Source organism: Streptomyces sp. NPDC060232 (genome assembly GCF_042726555.1).
Lineage (GTDB): Bacteria > Actinomycetota > Actinomycetes > Streptomycetales > Streptomycetaceae > Streptomyces.
Window position 1 is genome coordinate 190,420 of the sequence record NZ_JBHXAG010000008.1, and the last position, 21,344, is coordinate 211,763.

Here is a 21,344-nt window from a genome sequence, read left to right on the forward strand (position 1 = left end):
GGTCTCGTCCCGGGCGTGGCCCAGGCCGATCCGGCCAAGCCGGACCCGCGCGGCACCATCAAGCCGGATCTGGAGCTGGGCAAGGACGCCAAGGCCAAGGGCCACGCCTTCACCAGCCCCGCGGACCGCACGGTCCGCAAGCCCCTGTCGTCTGCCAAGACCGATGCGGCCGCCGCCCCGCAGGTGCAGTCCGTCAACGCCAACGCGGACCTCGCCGTCGGCGTGACCGCCTACGGCACCACGGCTCACGGCACCGAGGTGGACACCACCATCTTCAGCGCGGACACCGCCCTGAAGGTCACCATCGAGTGGGGCGACGGCACGCAGGACGTCTTCGACGCCTACGGCTCCGACAGCCGGACCACGGCCCACACCTACGCCGAGGTCGGCTCGTACAAGGTCAAGGTCACCGTGACCGACGCCGCGAACAACCTCTCGGCCGTCAACGAGGTCGTGTTCGTCACCGACGGCTCGGACTTCACCCCGTACGCCCCGACCCGGCTGCTGGACACCCGCAACGGGACCGGCGCGCCGACGGGCATGGTCCAGCCGTACAGCTCGACCCGTGTGAAGGTCGGCGGCAACGGCGGGATCCCGGCCGACGTCACCGCCGTGGTCCTCAACATCACGGTCACCAACACCTCCTCCGACGGCCACATCACCGCCTTCCCCGAGGGCACGGAGCGTCCGACCACGTCGAACGTCAACTACAAGGCCCGTCAGACCGTCCCGAACCTGGTCATCGTGCCGGTCGGCAAGAACGGCTACGTCGAGATCGCCAACCGCGGCGGCATGCCGGTCGACCTGATCGCGGACGTCACCGGCTTCTTCTCCAAGACCGCCTCCAGCGGTTACACGCCGACCACCCCGGCCCGTTTCGTCGACACCCGCGAGGGCCTCGGCACCGCGAGGGGCCAGCTCGGCGGCCGGAAGACCTTCTCCACCCAGATCAGCGGCCTGCGCGGGGTCCCCCAGGGCATCAGCGCCGTGGCGCTGAACGTGACGGTCACCAACCCGAGGGAGGCCGGCCACCTGTCGGTCTTCCCGGGCGGCGGCGCCACCCCGACCGCGTCGAACCTGAACTTCACCGCGGGCCAGACGATCGCCAACTCGGTCATCGTCCCCGTCGGCCAGGACGGCAAGATCAGCGTGTTCAACGGCGCCTGGGCGGGCGTCGACGTCATCGTCGACGTCGTCGGCTACTACAGCACCGACAGCAAGAGCGCTTTCCTGCCGCTCTCGCCGGAGCGCCTGTTCGACACCCGTGACCCCAAGGACCCGGTCTACGGGAAGCTGTGGGGCCAGAGCTACATCTACATGCCGATGTCCTACGACGACCCGAGCATCACGGGCTTCGTGCTGAACTCCACGGTCACCAACACCGAGGGCGACGGGTACCTCACGGTCACCCCGGACCCGAACTCGATCGACGACTACATCAACGACACGGCCGACTGGCCGACGCCGCCGAACTCCTCGAACCTGAACTGGACGAAGGGCGCCACCGTCCCGAACCTGGTCCAGGCGAGCACCGGCAGCAACGGCATCATCGACCTCTGGAACCGGGGCTGGGACGACATCGACCTCGTCGTCGACCTCTTCGGCCTCTACCAGCAGGGCTGATCCACCGGCAGGTGAACACCACGGCGCCCCGGGCGCGGCCGCACGGCCGTCCCGGGGCGCCGTCGTGGCGGGGACGCTTCTCGGCGCCTGCCGACCACCTGCCCGCGCGGACGGACGGGTCCCGCGCCGGGTCCTGTCGTCGAAGTCCCGCCTGGCCCGCGGCGCCCGGCACCGCGGGCCTCACCGGCGCTACCTTGACGACAGGACCTGGCCTCGGCCACCGACACCCACCCGGAGGAGCTCTCATGAACGCAGGGGTCCCGCAGGACCGACCGGAACGCGCCTACGACGTCGTCCTCTTCGGTGCGACCGGGTTCGTCGGCGCGCTGACAGCCGAGTACCTCGCCGAGCACGCGCCCGCCGGCTGCCGGTGGGCCCTCGCCGGCCGGGACCTCGCGAAGCTGGAGCGGCTGCGCGAGCGGCTGGCCGCGATCGACCCCGCGTGCGCGGCGCTTCCGCTGCTGCGGGCGGACGCCCGGGACGCCGCGGCCGTGCGCGAACTGGCGGCGGCCACCCGGGTGCTGGCCACGACCGTGGGCCCGTACATCTGGTACGGGGCCGAACTCGTGGCCGCCTGCGCCGCGTCGGGCACCGACTACGTCGACCTCACCGGCGAGCCGGAGTTCGTGGACCGGATGTACGTGGAGCACGACGCGCGGGCCCGCGAGACCGGGGCCCGGCTGGTGCACGCCTGCGGCTTCGACTCGATCCCGGCCGACCTCGGCGCGTACTTCACGGTCCGGCAGCTGCCGGAGGGAGTGCCGCTGACAGTCGACGGGTTCATGCGGTCCAACGCCTTCTTCTCCGGCGGGACCCTGGCCTCCGCGCTGACCGCGCTGGGCCGCGGCCCCCAGACCCTGGCGGCCGGGCGCGCCCGCCGCATGCATGAGCCGCGGCTGCTGGGGCGGCGGGCCCGCGGGCCGCTGGGCGCACCGCGGTTCAGCCGCGAGACGGGCACGTGGGCGCTGCCGCTGCCGTCGCTGGACCCGCGGATCGTGACGCGGTCGGCGGCCGCGCTGGAGCGCTACGGCCCGGACTTCCGCTACCGGCACTACGCCTCCGTCAAGCACCTGCCGGTCGCGGTGGGCGGTACGGCGGCGGTGGGCGCGACGGCGGCCCTGGCCCAGGTGCCGGCGGCCAGGCGGTGGCTGATGAACCGCTGGGAGCCGGGCCGGGGGCCGGACGCCGAGCGGCGCGCGCGCAGCTGGTTCACCGTGCGGTTCGTGGGCGAGGGCGATGGCCGGCGCGTACTCACCGAGGTGTCGGGCGGCGACCCCGGCTACGGGGAGACCGCGAAGATGCTGGCGGAGTCGGCGCTCTGCCTGGCCCATGACGCCCTGCCGGAGTCCGCCGGCCAGGTGACGACGGCGGTGGCGATGGGCGACGCCCTGATCCACCGCCTGCAGAAGGCGGGCATCAACTTCCGTGTGGCTGACGCCCGCTGACGGGCCGACCGATGCCGGCCGACTGGCACGGACCGAGCGGCACGGACCGAGCGGCACGGACCGACCGGCACGGACCGACCGGCACGGACCGACCGGCACGGACCGACCGGGACGGACCGACCGGCTCAGGAAGCCTCGCGCAGCGCCCTGCGGCACAGGGAGTCGGCGTGGCGGGTGGTCTCCGGGATGCGGAAGCGGGGGCTCAGGGCCAGAACGTGCGCGCAGGCGTTGTCGAGCGACACCCTGTGCCCGACGGAGACGTACACGGGCTTGGTCCCGTCCTGCGTCCGCAGGGCCCGTCCGACCTCGGCCCCGTCGGCGGCGAGCAGCGCGGCGGCGTCGCCCCGCCGGGTGCCCGGCTCCTCGTAGGTGAAGGTGAACGGGTTCTTCGCGACGCCGATGGAGGGGAGCCCGGTGACCACTCCGAGATGGCAGGCGAGGCCGAAGCCGCGGGGGTGGGCGAGGCCGTAGCCGTCGCAGACCACCAGGCCCGGCCGGACGGTCAGGGCGTCGAGCGCGGCCAGTACGGTCGGCAGCTCGCGGAAGGCGAGCAGCCCGGGCACGTAGGGAAAGCTGACGTGCCCGACGGCGGTGGCCTCCTCGACGACCTCCAGGGTGGCGGCGTCGAGCACCACGGCCGCGGCGGCGACCAGGTCGCGGGTGTCGTCGTAGGCGACGTCCACTCCGGTCACGAGCCCCTGGCCGGGCGGGGGCCCGGGCTCGGTGAGCACGACGCGGTGGCGCAGTTCGTCCTGTATGGCCCGGGCCTCGGCCTCGTCGGCGGGGGTCTTCACACTCGTCATGTTGAGCGAGAGTAGCCTGGCGATCATGTTCGTCATGGAGCTCACCTACACCGCGCCCGTCGAAGCCGTCGAGGACGTGATGGAGGCCCACATCGCCTGGCTGGACGGCTACTACGCCTCGGGCGTCTTCCTGGCGTCGGGACGCAAGGTCCCCCGCGACGGCGGTCTCATCCTGGCGGCGGGGGTGTCCCGGGCCGAGATCGAGAGGATCTCGGCCGAGGACCCCTTCACGGTCGCGGGCGTCTGCGAATACCGCATCACCGAGTTCATCGCCTCGAAGACCTCGGCGGACCTGGCAACGGTGCGGGAGAACCCGGCCGTCTAGGGTCTGTATCGAGTTGCCCCGTGGAGCAAGGAGCGGCGTTCGGTGCGTGCCGGGCGTCGCGACGCCGCGGGGCAACTCGATACAGACCCTAGTGCTGTGGCCGGAGGGGTTTGCCGGGTTCGCGGTGTTCGGAGCATGGGGTCTCCCCAGGCCCACAGGGCCGAGGGGAAGCATCGCAAGGCGGGGGGCCGCGGCGCGTACCGGCCGTACGTGCGTGGTCCGACAACGCGGCGAGGCCGCGCCGGGCGCCGCGGCCCGGTGAACCTCTCCGGCCACAGCACTAGCCTCGCCGTTTCGGTTGGGGCTGAGGAAGTGGAACGGACGCTCAATTCCGGTGTGGTCGACGTGACGTGGTGTGTGGGCATGGCTCGGTGCCGACGCGGCGGCCGGTGTCTCCGGGCTCCTTCGGCTGGTGGGCGGGCGGGGACGCGTGGGTCGGCCGGCGGGCCGGGGCAGAGCGGCGAGCCGGTGGAAGGCCGCGACGAGTTCGCTTCTCCAGGGCCAGGTCGCCGATATCCGGAGCCGTAGGCGCCGGCCGCCGCGGGTGAGGCGAGCGGCGACGTGGAGAAGCCGGTAGCACAGTCGCTTGGGCTCGGCGGTGGCCAGCTCGCCGTCCAGTATCAGGACCCTTGTCCAGGCGAGCAGCCGCCACGCGATGGACGTGCAGGCCACCGCACCGAAAACCCCATGCTGGTCGCGCAGGACGGCCAGGTCGGTGATGGTCTCGCCGCCGTCGGCGAGCATGACCGCAGGATCGGTGGCGATCCGGCCCGGGACATGCCCGGTCCCGCGTGGCCGCAGCGGACTCAGCGCGTTGGAGTACGCACTGGTCAGGCCCGTGGCATCAGCGAGATCCGCCAGCAGCCGGGTCCCGGCATGCCCGACCACCCCGAACCATCCGCCGTGACCTGAAGCTTGGGACGCGAACCGATATCCTGCACGTGGAAAGCGCCCTCCGCTTGGACCGACAGAACCCCTAGACAAGGTTCATCGCCCCAGGTCAGGAAGACACTTTCGGGTTCTCACCCCCTCAGCCGCCACCCGCCAACTGAAACGGGGAGGGCCAGGGGCCGAATCAGCCGGCAGCGCCCCGGCCGCGGGCGATGAGCCCGGCGGCGATCACCGAGGCGAGCTCGTCGAGCAGGGTTTCGTCCACCGGCAGATGGAAGGCGAACAGCGCGAGGAACAGCGGGCCGCCCAGCAGTAGATGGGCCGGCGTCGGGTCCTGCGGCCCGGGCAGTTCCCCCCGCTTCTGGGCGCGCTCCAGTATCGCCGTGAGGTCGCGCCGCTCCTGCGCGATGAAGGTGTTCTGGAAGCGGGCGACCAGCGCGGGGTCGCGGGACATCTCGACCATGAGCGCGGGGGTCAGCATCCGGGCCGCGGGCGTCGAGAGGCGCTCAAGGGCGAGGCCCGCCATCGCGCGGACGTCGCCGCGCAGGGAGCCGGTGTCCGGCGGCGGTTCGATGTCCATGCCGTGCACGGCCGAGGCGAAGAGCAGCTCCGCCTTGGAGCCGAACCTGCGGTATATGGCCGCCTTGCCCACGCCCGCACGGGCGGCGAGCGCGTCCATGGTCACCCCGGCGTAGCCGACCTCCGCGAGCAGTTCGCGCGCGGCTCGGAGCACGGTGCTCTCGATCTGGCTGTCCCTGGGACGCCCCAGTCGCGGTGTCGGATTCGGCATGGCCCAAGTTTACGATACTCAAGTTCCGGAACTCGGGTATCGTAACTGCCGCTGGACGCCCGCCCGGCGCCCCGCACGCACCGCCGCGCGGGACGAGAGAGCGCTTCGCCGGGTGTATCCGGAGAGGGCGAGCGCGGATTTCATCGAGGGAAGGGACGAGAGGCGACGTCATGCGCAGTCACAGGACAGATCCGAAGATGGCCAGTTGTGACAGCTGGCTGCCGCATTACCAGTGGCGCACCCACCACGGCCGGAGCGTGCCGGCCGAACCCGGGGTGGTCGCGCGGGCGGTGCGCCAGGTGCGGCCCGCGGAGATGTACGCGCTCAGGCCGCTGGTCTTCGTGCGCAGCATTCCGGCCCGCCTCACGTCCCCCGACAAGGAGCGGCATCTGGACCGGGACGCGCCTGTCGTCGACGGGCTGTACGAGGGGGTGGGCGCCTTCCAGCTCCAGGACGACCCGGGCGGGGACCTCGTCGTCGGCTTCGTGGGACAGCCGTGGTCCCTGCGGCAGAGGTGGCTCACGCTGACGCCCGACGAGTACCTGGAATTCGACGAGCCGGGGCACATCAAGGGACTGATGGCCTTCTCGGTCGCAAGCCAGGGCGCCGGGACCCACCTGCACACCGAAACCAGGGTCTACGGGACCGACCAGGCGTCCGTGCGCCGGTTCCGACCCTACTGGCTGTTGATCCAACCCTTCAGCAGCCTGATCCGTCACGACTGGCTGACCGCCGCGGCCCGCAGAGCGGGGAGCCGGCCGCGGCAATGAGCGGCAGAGACAGACGGGGAGACCAGGTTCGCCCACCAGATGGTCCGCACGGAGGTCCAACTTGCGGCCACACTCCTAGGCGACGAACTCCCGACCAGGCGGCAAGCCGCTCAGCCCCCACCCTTCAACTGGAACGGCAAGGCTAGGAGACCGTGTCCGCCGTCGCGGCGGCCTCTTCCGGCCGCCGGTCAGCGGCGTTCCAGCCGTGCCACCCGGCCCTTCTCCCCCGCCGCCCAGCATCCCGTGTCGGCCGCGCAGTCGACCGTGTCGAAGGATCCGGCGTCCAGCGGCCGCCAGTTGCGACCCCCGTCCGTGGTCACGTCCGTGCCCGTGGGCCCGACCGCGAGAGCCGTCCCCCCGCTGTACGGGTACCAGGCCGCGCCGGACCGGTAGGCCGGCGGCGGTGTCGTCGCCTGGCGCCAGCTGCGGCCCCCGTCCGAGGACACCGCGGCGGCCTGCGGGGAGGCCTGCCCGGTGCGGTAGTCGCCGCCGACGGCGAGGCCCCTCGTACGGTCCCGGAAGGCGAGGGCGAAGAGCCCGCGCGCGGGGTCGCCCGCCGGAACGGTGGATTCGGCCACCCGCCAGGTCCGGCCGCGGTCAGCGGAGTGCAGGACCCGCGCGCTCGCCCCGCCGCCCGTGGCCAGCCAGACGTCGCGCGGTCCGGCGCTGACCAGGCACTGGCCGCTCGCCGCGAAGCCCGCCTCGCCCGGCAGCGCCTCGGGCATGCCCGCGCTGGGCAGCACCCGCCAGTGGCGCCCGCCGTCGTCCGTGGACAGGATGCGGAACTTCCCGTCCACCGGATCGCTCATGGCCAGCCCGTGCCGGGCGTCGAAGAACGTGAGGCAGTCGTAGAAGGCACGCGGGTCGGGGTTGCGGAAGGTCTCGGTCCAGGTGGCGCCGCCGTCTTCGGTGCGCAGCACCCTGGAGGCCTCGCCCTCGCCGATGGACAGGGCCACGGCGCGTCGCGCGTCGAACGCCTCGATGTCGCGCAGTTCCAGTTCCTCCGCGACCGCGCCGGGCGGGGAGACGTCCTGCCAGCTGCGGCCGCCGTCGAGGGTGCGGAGCACGGTTCCCTTGGAGCCAGCGACCCACGCCGTGCTCCGGCTGACGGCGGAGAGTCCGCGGAAGCGGGCGGTCTTCCCGGTCTCCTTGAGGGCCCAGCCGGCGGTCCGCAAGTCCTGCCCCCGGCCGAGCCCTTGCTCCGCGCCGGGATCCGGGGCGGCGGGTGCGGCGGGTTCCGCGGCGGCGTGTGCGGGGCCGGCGAGCACCCCGAGCGCCAGGATTGCCGCGGACATGCCAATTCCAACATCCAGAAGCCTCATGGCGCCGGAAGCTAACGCACCCCGGATCCGCCGTCCAGAGGGCGTCAGACCGTGCGTTGCGCCGACGGAGTGAGCGACAACCGGCCCTTCTGCGATGCCTCCCGCCGCTGCCCGGCACATCGGCCCGCCTTCGGACACTTCCACCCGCCGGTCACTCTGTGCGATCACACAGGCGGGTTCCGGCCAGTCGGTGACACAGCTCACTCAAACACCCATGCACGGATTCGCCGATTCCGGCGTCTATCGGATTGCCGGGCCCCACCCCGCAGTCCGGCAGGAGATCCGCCGCAAGGGAGTGAGCCTTGATCACTGTCATCGAGCAGGCCGCGCAGGCCCGTCTGGTCGCCACCGCGCCGAAGGTCGAGAGCGTTCCCGTCACCCTCTGTTACGACCGGGCGGATCCCTTCGCCGTGCGCATGGCCTTTCCCGCCCCGGCCACGCTGGAGGGCGTCGAGGTCTCGTGGACCTTCTCCCGCGAGCTGCTGGAGTCCGGCCTGGACCGCCCGTCCGGCTTCGGTGACGTGCGCGTACGACCGTACGACGGGGACCGCACCACGATCGAGTTCCACGCGGTGGAGGGGGTCGCGATCGTGCTGATGCTGACGGCCGAGCTGCACCGGTTCCTGGAGCGGGCGGCGACTGTCGTCCCGCCCGGCCTGGAGCACCTCTACCTCGACATGGACCACAGCCTCGCGGAGCTGATGCGCGACACCTGCTGATCGCCCGCCGTAAATCGTTTGCGGGCGGCCGGCGGCGCCCGTAGCTTCGATGACGACCCATTGCCGTCGAACGGAGCAGGACGTTGCTCTTCTGAGGTCCGAGACACCGACCACCGCGAAACCCGCGAACTCGCCGAACCCGCGACCGTCACCACCACCGTGATCCCGCGTCACCGTCACGGTCGCTGATCCGAGAGTCGGCTGTCTCCCCGCGTTGCACGCACCACTCACGCAACCTGGAGGCCTCCATGAGTCACGCCCCTGCTTTCATCACCTGCTCCGCCCTGTCCTTCGACTGGCCCGACGCCACTCCCGTGTTCGACGGGTTCCACCTCGCCGTCGGCCCCGGCCGCACCGGTCTGATCGGACTCAACGGGAGTGGCAAGTCCACCCTGCTGAAGCTGATCGCCGGCGAACTGAAGCCGTCCGAGGGCCAGTCGTCCGTCGCCGGCTCGGTCGGCTATCTCCCCCAGACCGTCACCCTCGACACCGCGCTGCGCGTGGACGAGGCACTCGGCATCCGCACCGCCCGCGCCGCCCTCCACGCCATCGAGGCGGGCGAGGCCACCGAGGCGAACTTCGCCGCGGTGGGCGACGACTGGGACGTGGAGGAGCGGGCCCTGGCCACGCTCGACCAGCTCGGTCTCGCCCGGATCGGCCTGGACCGCACCGTCGGCGAGCTCTCGGGCGGCGAGTCCGTGCTGCTGCGCCTGGCCTCACTGCTGCTGGCCCGGCCCGATGTCCTGCTGCTGGACGAGCCCACCAACAACCTCGACCTGCGCGCCCGGGGCCGGCTGTACGCGGCCGTCGAGTCCTGGTCGGGGGTGATGCTCCTGGTCAGCCACGACCGGGAGCTGCTGGAACGGGTCGACCAGATCGCCGATCTGCGCGACGGCGAAGTCCGCTGGTACGGAGGGAACTTCAGCGACTACGAGGACATGCTCGCCGCCGAACAGGAGGCGGCCGAGCGGATGGTCCGGGTCGCGGAGGCCGACGTACAGCGACAGAAGCGCGAACTGGCCGACGCGCAGGTCAAATTGGCGCGGCGCAAGCGGTACGGCCAGAAGATGTTCGAGAACAAGCGCGAGCCGAAGATCGTGATGGGCGCGCGCAAGCGTGCGGCGCAGGAATCGGCCGGCAAGCACCGGATCATGCACACCGAGAAGCTGGCCCAGGCGAAGGAGCGGCTGGACCAGGCGGTGGAGGCAGTCCGCGACGACGCCGAGATCCGCATCCAACTGCCCGCCACCATGGTCCCGCCCGGGCGGCGCGTCCTGACCCTCAGCGGTCTGCGCCTGCCCCACGGGGCCTGCGCACCGGGCGAGTGGGAGCTGCGGGGTCCGGAGCGGATCGCCCTGGTGGGCCGCAACGGCTCGGGGAAGACCACCCTGCTGCGCACGATCGCGGGGCAGCTCGCACCCGAGTCGGGGACCGCGGTGACCCACGTGGCGACGCGGTTCCTGCCGCAGCGGCTGGACGTGCTGGACGAGGACAGCTCGGTCGTGGAGAACGTGGCGCGGTTCGCCCCGCAGGCCACGAACAACCTGATCCGGGCCCGCCTCGCACACTTCCTCTTCCGGGGCGGGCGGGCGGACCGGCCGGCCGGCACCCTGTCGGGCGGCGAGCGCTTCCGGGCGGCGCTGGCGGCACTGCTGCTGGCGGAGCCCGCCCCGCAGCTCCTCATGCTGGACGAGCCGACGAACAACCTCGACCTGTCGAGCGTCCGGCAGTTGACGGACGCGCTGGAGTCCTACCAGGGCGCGCTCGTGGTGGCCAGCCACGACGTGCCGTTCCTGGAGTCGATCGGCATCACGCGCTGGCTGCTGCTCGACGGGGAACTCCGGCCGACCACGGCCGAGGAGGTCCGGGAGACGCTGTGGCACGACTGACCGCCTGACGGACCACACCACACGCGGGCCCCTCGCGGGCCCCCTCCCCCGCGAGGGCGGGTCGTACGGGGCGCGGCGGTCGCCCCGTACGACACTTCCGCTACAGACCGTAGCGAAACGCCGCGCAGCCGCCCCCGCGAGGTGCTCGCAGCCGTGGCCTCGCCCCCGCCCCACCCTGCCTCGCGTACGCCGCGGAGACGCCGAACCGGCCGGACACCGTGCAGCCTGACAGCTCGCACGGCTCGGTCCCGGTCGACCGGGACCCGGCGCCGACGCGGTACCGGGGGCTGCTGGAGCGGCTGCACGCCCCGGCGCCTGCGGGAGGCCGCCCCCGAAGCCGCCTTCGGGCCACCTCGGCCGCCACGGGGCCGGACGGCTCGGGCACGCCGCCCGTCGGCGTCGCCGCCGGGGCGGAAGCGGCTCACGCCGCCCTGCGGCCGTCAAGGCGGGAACGGCGGACCACCTGCTGGCGTGATTTTGCTCTTTCACTGCCCCTTTTGCGCCCTCTCAAACTGCACAGATAACCGGATGTAACCGGGCATAGGTACACCCGGGGCTTGGCTGGCCTTGATGTCGCGCTTAACCTACGACTCCGTAGGCTACGGAACCGTAGGTAATTCGCTTTGCACCCAGGAGTACCCGTGACGATCACCTCTCCCCACCTCGGCAGCTCGGAGGCGTGGACCGACGCCAAGCTGCTGTACGCGCTGGAAGAGGTGGTCGAGCAGGAGCTCAACCGCCACCTGAAGGTCACCAAGGACTGGATGCCCCACGAGTACGTCCCGTGGAGCGACGGCCGGAACTTCCCGGGCTTCTTCGAGGACGGCGAGGCCTGGGACCCGCAGCAGTCCAAGGTCACCGACATCGGCAAGATCGCGCTCGTCGTGAACCTGCTGACCGAGGACAACCTCCCCAGCTACCACCACGAGATCGCGACGCTCTTCGGCCGCAACGGCGCCTGGGGCACCTGGGTGCACCGCTGGACGGCCGAGGAGGGCCGCCACGGCATCGTGATGCGCGACTACCTGCTGGCCTCGCGCGCCGTGGACCCGGACAAGCTGGAAGCGTTCCGGATGCAGCACATGTCGGAAGGCTTCGAGTCCGACAACCGCCACTCGATGCTGCACTCGGTGGCGTACGTGGCCTTCCAGGAGCTCGCCACGCGCATCTCGCACCGCAACACCGGCCACCAGTCCGGTGACCCGGTCTGCGACCGCATGCTGGCGCGCATCGCGCAGGACGAGAACCTGCACATGATCTTCTACCGCAACCTGCTGGGCGCGGCGTTCGAGATCGCCCCGGACCTGACCATGCAGGCGGTGAGGGATGTCGTCGTGGGCTTCCGGATGCCCGGACACGGCATGCCCGGCTTCGAGCGCATGGCCGCGCAGATGGCCATCGGCGGGGTCTACAACCTGCGAATCCACCACGACGACGTACTGGCCCCGGTGCTGCGCTTCCTCAAGGTCATGGACATCGCCGACCTCGGACCGGAGGGGCAGAAGGCCCAGGACGAGCTCGGACTGTTCATGAACGGCCTGGACTCGGAGGCCAAGAAGTTCGACGAGCGCCTGGCCGCCCGCGCGGCCCGCCTGGCCGCCCGCAAGGGCTGACCTGACCGACCTGACCGGATTTGGCCCGCTCGGGCGAGTGACGCCGATTGCCCTGGCAGAGCACCGCTCTGCCAGGGTTTCGCGTCATGACGTCACTGCAGGTGGACATCGACCAGCTGACCCGCTTGACCCGTGCCCTGGACTCCTCGCTGAGCTCCCTTCGGGAGGCCCGGCGGGCACTGGACCACGTACGGCCCGACCAGCTGGGCACGGCGGACCTCGACGCGGCGTGCGACGGCTTCCAGGAACGGTGGGCCTACGGCACGCGGGAGCTGACCGAGCGGGTCAAAACCGTACGGGAGGGCGTGGACCGCAGCGCCGCGCAGTACGCGGAGCTGGAGGAAGCCGTCCGCGCGGCCTTCCTCCGGGCGGCGGCCACCCATGGCTGAGCACGCGGCGCTGGGCTTCGACCCGGCCCCCGGGAACCCCGCCGCGGTACTGGCGCTGACCAGGAAGCTCGGCGCGTCGGCGAAGTCCCTCGGCGAGGCCTCCCGGGTGGTGACGGACCTCGTCTCCCACAGCTCGTCCTGGCAGGGCGAGGCGGCGACCGCCTTCCGCGCCTCCCTCTCCCGGGATCTCCCCCGGTACCTGTCCTCGGCCCACACCTCCCTGGAGGAGGCCGCCCGCCGGCTCACGGGGTGGCACGACACGCTGGTCGCCCACCGCGAGCTGGCCGCCCGCTACGAGGTGCAGGCCGCGGCGGCGAAGACGGAGGAGGCCCTCACCGACGTCCGCCGCCTGGCCCGCGAACTGGCCGCCGAACACGCGGCGGCGGCCCGTCGCGTGTCCGCCACCCTGAACGCGGCGACGGACGAGTTGGCCCCCAAGGAACCGGGCCTCCTGTCCTCGATCTGGCACAAGATCACCGAAGACCCGGCCGACGCCCTCTCGAACGCCTCGGCCATCCTGGGCGCGATCGGTGCCGGCGTGGCCCTGTTCTTCCCGCCGGCGGGCCTCGCGATCATGCTGGTCGGCAGTGGCCTGTCCCTGGCCGCGCTGGCCATGCACGTCTCGGACGCGAAATTCCGCAAGTCCCTGACGGACGGCTTCACCAAGGGACAGTTCGACGCGGACTTCTGGAAGAGCAGCGTCACCCTCCTGGGAGACACCGCCGGCTCCGTACCTGGTGTAGCCGCGCTCGCCTCCGGCGCCAAGGCGGGCACGGCGGCCGCCCGCGCGGCAATGGCAGCCACCCCGGAGGCCAGCGCCCTGACGGGACTCGCCCCGGGAACCACGGCCTTCCAGCAGGCGGCATGGTCCACATCCGACGATCTACGACAGATCGAGAGCCCGCTCACGGGATGGGCCATGCGGTCGTCGAGTCAGGAAACCCGCGACCGGGTGGGGGTGGCGGTGGCAACTACAGGAGCGGTAACTGCAGGGTGCGACTACGGCTCCGATAGCGAGGCCCTGGAACACGGCTCCACAGCGGTGGACGGCGCCCGAGGGGTCCTCGAAGACGCCCCCTCGGCAATCAAGAAGTCCGGTCGCGTCTGGTCGGCGTTGAGGCCATGACCCGTCAGGTCTCAACACCGCCGGTCTGGTTCCGTCTGCCCCCGGGCTTCCATGACATCGGCCCCGAAGACAGGTCGGCACTGGACTCATTCGCCGAGGCCCTGGGCGGCTCGGACGCCCAACGGGAACTGTCCCAGCTCATCAGCGGCCTCGAAGAACTCGCCGCCCACGATGTCGTACACACCGCGATCGGCCTGCACCCCGAGGAGCCGGTCGGCGTCGCAACCTCGTTCTTCTCGCTGACTACTCGGCCAGCCGCACAGCCCAACCCCCGGCTCACCGTGGCACGTGCAGGGTTGGGCATCGCACGCTCGCCACACTGGACCAGCTCAACCCGTCGGTTCATCGATCTCCCGTCGGGACTCCCCTGTTGCCTGGTCGCGGGCACAATCTCCGTGCCCAACGTCGAGCATCGTCTCTTTCAGGCCAGAGTCGCGACCGTCCCTCCGGATGGGCTCCATTTACTCGTCCTCGATCTGACCAGCGCCTCCACGCAGCACGCGGACGCGTACACGGACATCCTTGAGGCAGTCACGCACACCATCCTCTTCTCCGACCCCGAGGAAAGTACGCCGAAGGCAGTCGGGACCTCGCGCATCCTGGAGGTGCTGCTATGAGCCTCGCGCTCACCAAGGTGGCCTGGGATCACCCGCCCACGGCGGTCGGCTACAGGCGATTGGTCATCCGTCGTCTCGGGTGGGTGGTCACCTTGGGTGGCTCACCACTGCTCGCCTTGGCGTGCATCGACCTCATCCCCCACGCGGGAATGGCCTTTGCCCTGATCACCCTAGCCGTCGCGCCTTATCTGCCCTGGGTGGTCATCGCGTTCATCAGGCGCCATCGTGTCAGAGCCGTACTACGGGCGTACCCCTGGTGCGAGTGGCCATGCCAGTACCCACGCCGTCCGCCTGGAAGCCCCGCGACCATCGTGATCCCCTTCCGGGAGGACTTCACTGCCACGCTGCGGATCCTCCCCTTCCCCATCGCGCTCGCGCAGTTGGAGAACGACCACCCGGACCGGATCTGGTTCGCGGGGGATCCTCGCTTCGGTGGGGTCGTGTCGCCCGTCGGGGGGCATTACCCCGTGCGGGTCGTGCCCCACACGCCGCGGCGCGAGGAGTGTGGTGGCGAGGGGTTCGACCTCGCGCGGCGGGTGGGGCTGGTCCGTGCCAGCGGGAAGGCCACACGGACCTGAATCAGCGGCGGGTGGGGCGCAGCGCGAGGCGCTCCGACTCCGAGAGGCCGCCCCAGACCCCGAAGCGCTCGTCATTGGCCAGGGCGTACTCCAGGCACGCCGCCCGCCCCTCGCATGCCCCGCACAGCCGCTTCGCATCCCGCAATGAGGAGCCCGGCTCGGGGAAGAAGAAGCCCGGGCCGGTCTGGGCACACAGGGCGAGTTCGTACCAGGCGGCGGTGTCGGCGGCTGCGGTAGAGGTGTTGATAGACATGCCGCAGATACTGGTCAGCGCGGATGGACGTCCGCTATACGCCTGATCAACACGGCGTACGTCGCCGCTTCCCGAGCATCTCATCCCCCACTGACAGAGGTCAGTCCTCGTGCTTGGCTCGGCTGGGCTGGACGCGCTTCGGTTCGCCCGGCATCTTCGGGTAGTCCGGGGGGTACGGCATGTCGCCCAGGCCGTGTGCGTGTTCTTGGCGGTCCGCGAGTTCCAGTACGGAGTCCAGGGTGAAGGCGTGGTCCTCCATGTCCGCGTGCACGTCGCCCAGTTCCGCGAAGCGGGCCGGCATCGTCACGATGTCGAAGTCCCGCGGCTCGGCGTCGTCCAGCTCGTCCCAGCGCAGGGGCGCGGAGACCGGGGCGTGCGGGCGGGGGCGGACCGAGTAGGCGGAGGCGATCGTGCGGTCGCGCGCCGTCTGGTTGTAGTCGACGAAGATCCGCTCGCCGCGCTCCTCCTTCCACCAGGCCGTCGTGACCTTGCCCGGCATGCGGCGCTCCAGCTCCCGGCCGAGGGCGATGGCGCAGCGGCGGACCTCGGTGAAGGTCCAGCGCGGCTCGATCGGGACGAAGACGTGCAGTCCCCGCCCGCCGGAGGTTTTGGGCCAGCCTCGCAGGCCCAGCTCCTCCAGCAGGGCGCGCAGTTGATGGGCGGCGGCCACCGCGTGGTGGTAGTCGGTGCCCGGCTGTGGGTCCAGGTCGATGCGGAGCTCGTCGGGCCGGTCGGTGTCCCCGCAGCGGACGGGCCAGGGGTGGAAGGTGAGGCAGCCCAGGTTGGCCGCCCACAGGACGGCGGCCGGCTCGGTCGGGCAGATCTCGTCGGCCGTACGGCCGCTCGGGAAGGCGATGTGGGCGGTCGGGATCCAGTCGGGGAGGTTCTTGGGAGCCCGTTTCTGGAAGAAGGACTCGCCCTCCACCCCGTCGGGATAGCGCTCCAGGGTCGTCGGCCGGTCGCGGAGGGCGCGGACGATGCCGTCCGCGACCGCCAGGTAGTACTCGGCGACGTGCCGCTTGGTGAGGCCCCGCTCCGGGAAGTAGACCTTGTCCGGGCTGGACAGCCGTACCGTCCGCCCGGCCGCCTCCAGCTCGATCGCATTGCCAGCAGCACCCATGTGCGCCACGGTAGGCGGGCCGGACCGCGGGCGCATACCGGGCGAGTCCGGACGTACCACCGCAGAATCGAAGGCATGGATCTGCCTGTGATGCCGCCGGTCAAACCGATGCTCGCCAAGTCAGTGGCGAAGATCCCGCCCGGGATGCAGTACGAGGCCAAGTGGGACGGCTTCCGGGCGGTCGTGCATCGCGACGGCGACGAGGTCGAGATCGGCAGCCGCACGGGCAAGTCCTTGGCCCGGTACTTTCCCGAGCTGGTGGAGGCCCTGAAGGCGAATCTGCCCGGCCGGTGCGTCGTGGACGGCGAGATCGTGATCGTCCACGAGGGGCGTCTGGACTTCGACCGGCTGACGGAGCGGATCCATCCCGCGCAGTCCCGTGTCGCCTTGCTGGCCGAGACCACGCCCGCCAGCTTCGTCGCCTTCGACCTGCTCGCCCTCGACGACGAGGCGCTCCTCGACACCCCGCTCACCGACCGCCGTACCGCCCTGGTCACTTCCCTGTCCACCGCTCGGCCCCCCGTTCATCTCGCGCCCGCGACCACCGACCCCGCGCTCGCGCAGGAGTGGTTCGAGCGGTTCGAGGGCGCCGGGCTCGACGGGGTGATCGCCAAACCGCTCGATCTCCCCTACCGGCCCGATGCCCGTCTCATGTACAAGATCAAGCACGAACGTACCGCCGACGTCGTCGTCGCCGGTTTCCGTTTCCACAAGAGCGGTCCGATTGTCGGATCGCTCCTGCTGGGCCTCCACGACGCACAGGGCACGCTCCAGCACGTGGGCGTCTGCGCCGCCTTCCCCATGAAGCGCCGGGCCGAGATGGTGGAAGAGCTCGAACCCCTTCGGATGCCCGACCCGGGCGGGCACCCGTGGGCCGCCTGGGCCGAGGAGTCCGCGCACGAGAGCGCCCGGCTTCCCGGCGCGCAGAGCCGCTGGACCGGCAAGAAGGACCTCTCCTGGGTACCGCTGCGCCCGGAGCGGGTCATCGAGGTCGCCTACGACCACATGGAGGGGGACCGCTTCCGCCACACCGCCCAGTTCCGGCGCTGGCGGCCCGACCGGACCCCCGACAGTTGCACGTATTCCCAGTTGGAGGAGGTCGTGGGCTACGACCTCGCCGAGGTGCTGGGCCCGCCCCCTGCCGGCTGAGGCCAGGGCCCGTCACCCGGGGCCGGCACATCAGCCCGCCGTCAGCTTCTCCCACTCCTCCCGGTCCGGCCCCACCTCGTTCGGCGCGTAGTCGGGCCGCGCCGCCAGCCAGCGCGCCACCCGGGCCCGGATCTCCGGGTCCGCGTACGCCTGCTCCGGAGGTTCGGCCAGGTGACGGACGCGCGCCCGGGCCCGCATCACCTCGGGGTCCTCCAGCGCGCAGTCGAACAACGCGGCCACCTCGCGGGCCGTCCCCGTGCGCCCCGCCCGCGTCGCGAAGCGCTCGCCGATGGCCGCGTCGGCGACCACCTGGAAGTCGAACCACGGCTTCAGGGTCCGCACCGCCCACGCGTGGTGCTCCACGGCGAACCGGTCCGACCCCGGCTCCATGTGCGCCGTACGGGCCACCCTGCGCGCCGCCCACAGGGCGAGCGAGGTGCCCTGGCCGAGGGTCGGGTTGGTGTGCGTGATCGAGTCCCCGACCGGCACCAGCCCCGTCACCACCGGTCCCCGCTCGTCCACGAGCGCGCTCCAGCGGTTGTCCAGGCCGGCCGTGGCCAGTACGCCCGACAGTGGCTCGGCGCCGAGCGCCAGCCAGGCCTCACCGGGCGGGAAGGAGCGTGCCGCCCGCTCGAACACCGCGGGGGCGCGCAGCGCCGACCGCGAGGTGTCCGCGGTGTGCACGAACAGCGTCACGGCGAAGACCCGGTTGTCGGCCGGGAAGACGGCGCACCCGGCGAAGGCGCCGCCGGTCACCGCCCAGGGCCGCCGCGGGCCCTCGTCCATGCCCTCGGGCAGCCGGTACCAGCGGCAGAAGTACGCGAGCCCCGTGCGGTGCCGTTCCACGACGGGCGGCGGGCACCCCACCGCACCGAGCCTGCGCTCGATGCCTCCGCGGCGGCCTCCTGCGTCCACGACGAGATCCCCCTCGTAGCCGCCCGCCTCGGTGGTCACTCCCGTCACCCGGATCCCGGCGCCGAGGTCTTCCCCGGCCTGCGGCGCTGCGGTGAGCCCCGTGACCGGCTCCCCGTAGCGGACGACGGCTCCGGGTTCCGCGCGCAGCGCCGTGGCCAGCGCGCTCTCCAGTACGATGCGCCGCGCCTGCAGCATGACGAGGTCCTCGTCGCCGGGCAGCTCGGGGGGCCGGACCTCGAACCAGTCCAGCTCGTGCCGCTCGCGGGCGCCGAGCCGGAGCATCTCCTCGTAGACGTCGGGCAGTTCGTCCCGCAGGAGGTTGCGGGCGGCTCCCAGCAGCGCGTGCGGCTGGACCGCCTGCGGTACGGTCGGCCGCCGCCAGCCGAAGAAGTCGCGGTCCAGCGCGGTACCGGGGGCGCGCGTGTCGCGCTCGAAGAGCTCCGCCGTGTGTCCTCGCCGCGCCGCGAGGAGGGCGGTGGCGAGGCCGCCGATGCCTCCGCCGATGACCAGCACATGTGCCATGGAGCGTCCCCCCGAACCGTTGCACCCCGTCGGACCCCGTTGGACCGTACGACGATCACACCGCTCAGAGCCTGCACGTACGGCGAGGGGCCGAAACCCGCACACGTGTCCGGCGCGCCGCGACCGCACCGCCGCCCGCCCGGTCAGCCCGGTCGGCCAGTCAGCTCCCGGTCAGCCCGGTCAGCCCGGTCAACCGTGGACCGTACCGGCCGCCGCGCCCGCCGCCACGCCCGCGCGGTGGGCCTCCACCGCCCGCCGCGTCTCCGCCTCGATCAGGTCGGCGTTGATCGCCGCGGCCGCCTGCGCGCCCTGGGCGGCCGCCCCGGACACCTTCTCCAGCGGCGCGGTCACGTTGCCCGCCACCCAGACCCCGCGGAGCGCGGTGGCCCCGGTGGCCGGGTCGCATTCGACGCTACGGCCGATCACGTGCCCGTCCCGCGTCATGTCGGTGGTCGGCAGCCCCAGGCTGGTCAGGACCCCCGAACGGGCCGTGAACCGCGGGGCGACCACCAACGCCCGGCACTCCACCGCCGCCCCGCCGGCCAGGGTGACCCCGGTCAGCCGGTCGTCCTCGACGACCAGGCCGGTCACCTCGCCCTCGACGACACGGATCCCGAGAGCCGCGGCCAGGTCCCTGTCCTCCCCACCCAGCGGCCAGGTGTGCGCCAGCAACGTGGTCCGCGCGCTCCAGTGCCGCCACATCTGCGCCTGGTGCACGGCGAGCGGCCCGTCGGCCAGCACCGCGACCGGCTCGTCCCTGACCTCCCAGCCGTGGCAGTACGGGCAGTGCAGCACGTCCCTCCCCCAGCGCGCCCCGAGTCCCGGCACCGCCGGCAGCTCGTCCACCAGGCCGGTGGCGACCAGCAGCCGCCCCGCGCGCACGGTCGAGCCGTCCCCGCAGCGCACCAGGAAACCCCCGTCGGGCAGCCGGTCCGCGGCGACGGCCGTGCCGGGCCGGATCCGCCCGCCGTAGCCCTCCACCTCCGCTCGCCCCTTGGCGAGCAGCGCGGCCGGGCTCTGCCCGTCCAGGCCCAGGTAGCCGTGCATGTGCGCGGCCGGGGCGTTGCGCGGGCTGCCGGAGTCGATCACCAGTACCGAGCGGCGGGCCCGGACCAGGGTGAGCGCCCCGGCGAGTCCGGCCGCGCCGCCACCGACGACGACCACGTCGAACGATTCTTCCCTCGCGTTGTCCATGTCTGCGAGGGTCTGCCCGACGCCGCCATTTGACAAATGTTCTTGCCGAAGTGGCAAATGGAGTCATGGCCAGCGACCATCAGGACGAGGAACTCTCCGACGTGCTCACCGCCGTGGGCCCGCGGCTGCGGGCCCTGCGCCGGCAGCGCGGCACCACGCTGGCCCAGCTCAGCGAGACCACCGGGATCTCGCTCTCCACCCTCTCCCGGCTGGAGTCCGGACAGCGCAGGCCGACGCTGGAGCTGCTGCTGCCGCTGGCCAAGGCGCACCGGGTGGCGCTGGACGAGCTGGTCGGCGCGCCGGAGACGGGTGATCCCCGGATCCGGCCGCGCCCCTTCGTCCGGCACGGCCACACCTACATACCGCTGACCCGCAACTTCGGCGGGGTGCACGCCTTCAAGCAGATCCTCCCGCCGGTCGAGGGACCCCCGCCCGTACCCGAGTTGAAGGTCCACGAGGGGTACGAGTGGCTGTACGTGCTGTCCGGGCGTGTCCGGCTGCTGCTCGGGGAACACGACCTCGTGCTCGGCCCCGGTGAGGCCGCCGAGTTCGACACGCGTACGCCGCACGCCTTCTGCAACGCCGGTCCGCAGCCTGCGGAGTTCCTCAGCCTCTTCGGCCCCCAGGGCGAGCGGATCCATGTCCGCGCCCGTCCCGCCACTCCTCCGGAAGGACGTTCATGACCACCCCGGCCGATCACACCGAGCACCCCGAGCACCCCGGACGCGAACGTCCCGAACGGGCCGTCCCCCAGCCGAACGCCGTCGTCGGCGTCGGCCTCGTCGTCATCGGCGACGACGGCCGCGTGCTGCTCGGCCAGGCGCACGACGGCCGTTGGGAACTGCCCGGCGGGAAGGTCGACCCCGGAGAGGGATTCGAGCAGGCCGCCGCCCGGGAACTCGCCGAGGAGACGGACCTGCGGGTGGCCCCTGAGGGCGTGCGCGTCCTGTCCGTCCAGATCGAGGCGCAGTCCGGCCTGACCCGGCTGACGGCTGCCGCCGTCACCACCACGGCGCAGGGCGTGCCCGCCGTCACCGAACCCCACAAGATCGCCCGCTGGGAGTGGTTCACCCCCGCCGAGATCCCGCCGGCGCTGTACGCCCCCTCGGCGGCGGTGCTTCGCGCCTGGCGCCCGGACCTCACGGAACTCCCGCACGTCCCCTCGTACGACTACCCCACGACGGGCCGGGCTCCGAGCGCCTGAGCCCGACGGGACGACTCCGACATGTCCGTCAGCTGATAAAATTGGATGTTCTGACCTCTTCGGCCGTGCCCCGTCCCCCACGCGGCA

General features: G+C 72.0%; 21 protein-coding genes and 2 pseudogenes. 14 read left to right on the plus strand and 9 right to left on the minus strand.

The window, feature by feature from the left end:
• The first annotated feature begins 15 nt into the window (after positions 1-15).
• Together ACFWFZ_RS14545 and ACFWFZ_RS14550 are read left to right on the plus strand one after the other, a co-directional pair.
• Entirely contained in the window at positions 16-1,623 is a 1,608-nt protein-coding gene (locus tag ACFWFZ_RS14545) for a PKD domain-containing protein (RefSeq protein WP_387121759.1), read from the plus strand.
• Between the two features lie 245 nt (positions 1,624-1,868).
• On the plus strand, positions 1,869-3,068 hold the full coding sequence (locus tag ACFWFZ_RS14550; protein WP_387121762.1) for a saccharopine dehydrogenase family protein: 1,200 nt from the start codon (positions 1,869-1,871) through the stop codon (positions 3,066-3,068).
• A 125-nt stretch (positions 3,069-3,193) separates the two neighbouring features.
• Here the strand turns inward: ACFWFZ_RS14550 and ACFWFZ_RS14555 are convergent, their stop codons facing one another.
• On the minus strand, positions 3,194-3,871 hold the full coding sequence (locus ACFWFZ_RS14555) for an endonuclease V (protein WP_387121765.1): 678 nt from the start codon (positions 3,869-3,871) through the stop codon (positions 3,194-3,196).
• Positions 3,872-3,896: 25 nt separating this feature from the next.
• Here ACFWFZ_RS14555 and ACFWFZ_RS14560 point away from each other — a divergent pair, with 25 nt between their 5' ends.
• A complete protein-coding gene (locus ACFWFZ_RS14560) occupies positions 3,897-4,196 on the plus strand; it encodes a YciI family protein (RefSeq protein WP_387122013.1) in 300 nt (99 codons plus the stop codon).
• 510 nt (positions 4,197-4,706) lie between these two features.
• Here the strand turns inward: ACFWFZ_RS14560 and ACFWFZ_RS14565 are convergent.
• From ACFWFZ_RS14565 to ACFWFZ_RS14575, 3 genes and pseudogenes are all read right to left on the minus strand, one after another.
• Positions 4,707-4,853 (minus strand): annotated as a pseudogene (locus ACFWFZ_RS14565) (IS1380 family transposase); the annotation flags it as partial.
• Positions 4,833-5,167 (minus strand): annotated as a pseudogene (locus ACFWFZ_RS14570) (IS1380 family transposase); the annotation flags it as partial. The pseudogenes ACFWFZ_RS14570 and ACFWFZ_RS14565, both read right to left, overlap by 21 nt.
• A gap of 104 nt (positions 5,168-5,271) precedes the next feature.
• Complete coding sequence (locus ACFWFZ_RS14575; protein ID WP_387121768.1) at positions 5,272-5,877, minus strand: TetR/AcrR family transcriptional regulator; 606 nt, start codon at positions 5,875-5,877, stop codon at positions 5,272-5,274.
• Positions 5,878-6,074: 197 nt separating this feature from the next.
• On the opposite strand from ACFWFZ_RS14575, the gene ACFWFZ_RS14580 reads away from it, so the two are divergent.
• Complete coding sequence (locus ACFWFZ_RS14580) at positions 6,075-6,647, plus strand: hypothetical protein (protein ID WP_387121771.1); 573 nt, start codon at positions 6,075-6,077, stop codon at positions 6,645-6,647.
• Between the two features lie 188 nt (positions 6,648-6,835).
• Here ACFWFZ_RS14580 and ACFWFZ_RS14585 read toward each other — a convergent pair whose 3' ends face one another.
• Positions 6,836-7,942 carry a WD40/YVTN/BNR-like repeat-containing protein gene (locus tag ACFWFZ_RS14585; RefSeq protein WP_387121774.1) on the minus strand — a complete coding sequence of 369 codons (1,107 nt, stop codon included), beginning with the start codon at positions 7,940-7,942 and terminating at the stop codon, positions 6,836-6,838.
• A 329-nt stretch (positions 7,943-8,271) separates the two neighbouring features.
• Between ACFWFZ_RS14585 and ACFWFZ_RS14590 the strand changes: the two genes are divergently transcribed.
• The 7 genes from ACFWFZ_RS14590 (at position 8,272) to ACFWFZ_RS14620 (ending at position 14,900) form a co-directional block, all read left to right on the plus strand.
• Positions 8,272-8,688: an SsgA family sporulation/cell division regulator gene (locus tag ACFWFZ_RS14590; RefSeq protein ID WP_387121777.1), complete on the plus strand. Its 417-nt coding sequence runs from the start codon at positions 8,272-8,274 to the stop codon at positions 8,686-8,688.
• 248 nt (positions 8,689-8,936) lie between these two features.
• Positions 8,937-10,577 carry an ABC-F family ATP-binding cassette domain-containing protein gene (locus ACFWFZ_RS14595; protein ID WP_387121780.1) on the plus strand — a complete coding sequence of 547 codons (1,641 nt, stop codon included), beginning with the start codon at positions 8,937-8,939 and terminating at the stop codon, positions 10,575-10,577.
• A gap of 641 nt (positions 10,578-11,218) precedes the next feature.
• Positions 11,219-12,190: an acyl-ACP desaturase gene (locus tag ACFWFZ_RS14600; protein WP_387121781.1), complete on the plus strand. Its 972-nt coding sequence runs from the start codon at positions 11,219-11,221 to the stop codon at positions 12,188-12,190.
• Positions 12,191-12,276: 86 nt separating this feature from the next.
• Positions 12,277-12,579, plus strand: coding sequence for a hypothetical protein (locus tag ACFWFZ_RS14605; protein WP_387121784.1), 303 nt, complete (start codon positions 12,277-12,279; stop codon positions 12,577-12,579).
• On the plus strand, positions 12,572-13,705 hold the full coding sequence (locus ACFWFZ_RS14610) for a hypothetical protein (protein WP_387121787.1): 1,134 nt from the start codon (positions 12,572-12,574) through the stop codon (positions 13,703-13,705). The genes ACFWFZ_RS14605 and ACFWFZ_RS14610 overlap by 8 nt, the downstream gene beginning before the upstream one ends.
• A complete protein-coding gene (locus ACFWFZ_RS14615; RefSeq protein WP_387121790.1) occupies positions 13,702-14,322 on the plus strand; it encodes a hypothetical protein in 621 nt (206 codons plus the stop codon). The genes ACFWFZ_RS14610 and ACFWFZ_RS14615 overlap by 4 nt, the downstream gene beginning before the upstream one ends.
• A complete protein-coding gene (locus ACFWFZ_RS14620) occupies positions 14,319-14,900 on the plus strand; it encodes a hypothetical protein (RefSeq protein ID WP_387121793.1) in 582 nt (193 codons plus the stop codon). Before ACFWFZ_RS14615 ends, ACFWFZ_RS14620 begins: the two co-directional genes overlap by 4 nt.
• Before the next feature lies 1 nt (position 14,901).
• On the opposite strand, the gene ACFWFZ_RS14625 is transcribed toward ACFWFZ_RS14620, so the two are convergent.
• Both ACFWFZ_RS14625 and ligD read right to left on the minus strand, forming a co-directional pair.
• Complete coding sequence (locus ACFWFZ_RS14625; protein WP_387121796.1) at positions 14,902-15,153, minus strand: WhiB family transcriptional regulator; 252 nt, start codon at positions 15,151-15,153, stop codon at positions 14,902-14,904.
• 100 nt (positions 15,154-15,253) lie between these two features.
• The gene (gene ligD, locus ACFWFZ_RS14630) at positions 15,254-16,273 is read right to left on the minus strand and encodes a non-homologous end-joining DNA ligase (RefSeq protein ID WP_387121799.1); all 1,020 of its coding nucleotides are present in this window, start codon (positions 16,271-16,273) and stop codon (positions 15,254-15,256) included.
• Positions 16,274-16,348: 75 nt separating this feature from the next.
• Here ligD and ACFWFZ_RS14635 point away from each other — a divergent pair, with 75 nt between their 5' ends.
• On the plus strand, positions 16,349-17,422 hold the full coding sequence (locus ACFWFZ_RS14635) for an ATP-dependent DNA ligase (RefSeq protein ID WP_387121802.1): 1,074 nt from the start codon (positions 16,349-16,351) through the stop codon (positions 17,420-17,422).
• Positions 17,423-17,452: 30 nt separating this feature from the next.
• Here ACFWFZ_RS14635 and ACFWFZ_RS14640 read toward each other — a convergent pair whose 3' ends face one another.
• Together ACFWFZ_RS14640 and ACFWFZ_RS14645 are read right to left on the minus strand one after the other, a co-directional pair.
• Positions 17,453-18,859, minus strand: coding sequence for an NAD(P)-binding protein (locus ACFWFZ_RS14640; protein WP_387121805.1), 1,407 nt, complete (start codon positions 18,857-18,859; stop codon positions 17,453-17,455).
• A 189-nt stretch (positions 18,860-19,048) separates the two neighbouring features.
• The gene (locus tag ACFWFZ_RS14645) at positions 19,049-20,053 is read right to left on the minus strand and encodes an NAD(P)/FAD-dependent oxidoreductase (protein ID WP_387121808.1); all 1,005 of its coding nucleotides are present in this window, start codon (positions 20,051-20,053) and stop codon (positions 19,049-19,051) included.
• 65 nt (positions 20,054-20,118) lie between these two features.
• Here ACFWFZ_RS14645 and ACFWFZ_RS14650 point away from each other — a divergent pair, with 65 nt between their 5' ends.
• Positions 20,119-20,736, plus strand: coding sequence for a helix-turn-helix domain-containing protein (locus tag ACFWFZ_RS14650; protein ID WP_387121811.1), 618 nt, complete (start codon positions 20,119-20,121; stop codon positions 20,734-20,736).
• Positions 20,733-21,257: an NUDIX hydrolase gene (locus ACFWFZ_RS14655; RefSeq protein WP_387121814.1), complete on the plus strand. Its 525-nt coding sequence runs from the start codon at positions 20,733-20,735 to the stop codon at positions 21,255-21,257. The genes ACFWFZ_RS14650 and ACFWFZ_RS14655 overlap by 4 nt, the downstream gene beginning before the upstream one ends.
• Positions 21,258-21,344: the final 87 nt, after the last annotated feature.

Excerpts from the sequence above, each read along its gene's own strand:
- ACFWFZ_RS14550 (WP_387121762.1), top strand. The coding sequence starts at position 1,869 with ATGAACGCAGGGGTCCCGCAGGACCGACCGGAACGCGCCTACGACGTC.
- ACFWFZ_RS14555 (WP_387121765.1), bottom strand. The coding sequence starts at position 3,871 with ATGACGAGTGTGAAGACCCCCGCCGACGAGGCCGAGGCCCGGGCCATA.
- ACFWFZ_RS14560 (WP_387122013.1), top strand. The coding sequence starts at position 3,897 with ATGTTCGTCATGGAGCTCACCTACACCGCGCCCGTCGAAGCCGTCGAG.
- ACFWFZ_RS14575 (WP_387121768.1), bottom strand. The coding sequence starts at position 5,877 with ATGCCGAATCCGACACCGCGACTGGGGCGTCCCAGGGACAGCCAGATC.
- ACFWFZ_RS14580 (WP_387121771.1), top strand. The coding sequence starts at position 6,075 with ATGGCCAGTTGTGACAGCTGGCTGCCGCATTACCAGTGGCGCACCCAC.
- ACFWFZ_RS14585 (WP_387121774.1), bottom strand. The coding sequence starts at position 7,942 with ATGTCCGCGGCAATCCTGGCGCTCGGGGTGCTCGCCGGCCCCGCACAC.
- ACFWFZ_RS14595 (WP_387121780.1), top strand. The coding sequence starts at position 8,937 with ATGAGTCACGCCCCTGCTTTCATCACCTGCTCCGCCCTGTCCTTCGAC.
- ACFWFZ_RS14605 (WP_387121784.1), top strand. The coding sequence starts at position 12,277 with ATGACGTCACTGCAGGTGGACATCGACCAGCTGACCCGCTTGACCCGT.
- ACFWFZ_RS14610 (WP_387121787.1), top strand. The coding sequence starts at position 12,572 with ATGGCTGAGCACGCGGCGCTGGGCTTCGACCCGGCCCCCGGGAACCCC.
- ACFWFZ_RS14615 (WP_387121790.1), top strand. The coding sequence starts at position 13,702 with ATGACCCGTCAGGTCTCAACACCGCCGGTCTGGTTCCGTCTGCCCCCG.
- ACFWFZ_RS14620 (WP_387121793.1), top strand. The coding sequence starts at position 14,319 with ATGAGCCTCGCGCTCACCAAGGTGGCCTGGGATCACCCGCCCACGGCG.
- ACFWFZ_RS14625 (WP_387121796.1), bottom strand. The coding sequence starts at position 15,153 with ATGTCTATCAACACCTCTACCGCAGCCGCCGACACCGCCGCCTGGTAC.
- ligD (WP_387121799.1), bottom strand. The coding sequence starts at position 16,273 with ATGGGTGCTGCTGGCAATGCGATCGAGCTGGAGGCGGCCGGGCGGACG.
- ACFWFZ_RS14635 (WP_387121802.1), top strand. The coding sequence starts at position 16,349 with ATGGATCTGCCTGTGATGCCGCCGGTCAAACCGATGCTCGCCAAGTCA.
- ACFWFZ_RS14640 (WP_387121805.1), bottom strand. The coding sequence starts at position 18,859 with ATGGCACATGTGCTGGTCATCGGCGGAGGCATCGGCGGCCTCGCCACC.
- ACFWFZ_RS14645 (WP_387121808.1), bottom strand. The coding sequence starts at position 20,053 with ATGGACAACGCGAGGGAAGAATCGTTCGACGTGGTCGTCGTCGGTGGC.
- ACFWFZ_RS14650 (WP_387121811.1), top strand. The coding sequence starts at position 20,119 with ATGGCCAGCGACCATCAGGACGAGGAACTCTCCGACGTGCTCACCGCC.
- ACFWFZ_RS14655 (WP_387121814.1), top strand. The coding sequence starts at position 20,733 with ATGACCACCCCGGCCGATCACACCGAGCACCCCGAGCACCCCGGACGC.